This is a genomic window from Paucibacter sp. XJ19-41 (genome assembly GCF_028462495.1).
Taxonomy (GTDB): Bacteria; Pseudomonadota; Gammaproteobacteria; order Burkholderiales; family Burkholderiaceae_C; genus Roseateles_E.
Map to the genome: position 1 here is coordinate 1 of NZ_JAQOWX010000286.1, position 739 is coordinate 739.

1 protein-coding gene is annotated in these 739 nt (G+C 69.8%); it reads left to right on the plus strand.

From position 1 onward, the window contains the following. The coding region (locus PO768_RS29005) for a hypothetical protein (RefSeq protein ID WP_272648823.1) at positions 1-739 on the plus strand (739 nt) is incomplete at both ends.

Here is a 739-nt window from a genome sequence, read left to right on the forward strand (position 1 = left end):
AGCCCGGTGACGGCAAGCTGGGACTACCAGTTCGACGCGGCCCACCAGCTCACGCAGGTGCAGCAGACCATCGCCGGGGCCACCAGCACCCAGGCCCTGCTGCGCTTTGATGACAACGGCAACCTCAGAAAACTCTGCGAAGGCACAGGAATCAGCGGCACCGCCAGCGACTGCAGCGGCAGCCAGACCACGAGCTTGAGCTGGGACGGGCTGGACCAGCTGGTGGGTCTGGCCAAGGCCGGCACCCAGGCGCTCAGCGAGGCCTATGCCTATGACGACGCCGGGCGGCGCCTGCGCAAGAGCAGCGGGGCCAGCGTCAGCCACTATGTCTACAACGGCGATGACATCGCCGCCGAGTGGGGCGGCAACGCGCTGAGCGGTGCGCCGGTGGCCGTCTATGCGCATGGACCGGGCGTTGATGAGCCCTTGATGCGCTTGACCGGTGCCAGCGGCAGCCCGGACGCGACGGCGGCCTACTACGTGCAGGACGGCCTGGGCTCGGTGGTGGCGTTGTTCAGCGCGGGCACGGCGGCCAACCAGACGCCGCTGGGCGGCAACACCCTGAGCACCACGGGCGACTACAGCGCCGCCAGCTACCCACCCGCCCACCTCAAAGACGGCATCACGGTCGGCTCCGACACCAGCGGCTGGGTGGCCGTGGTCGCCAATGGCGCGGCGGCCACACTGAGCCTGGGCAGCGCCACCGCCCTCGAGCGCATCGAGCTGATGGCGGTGAGCA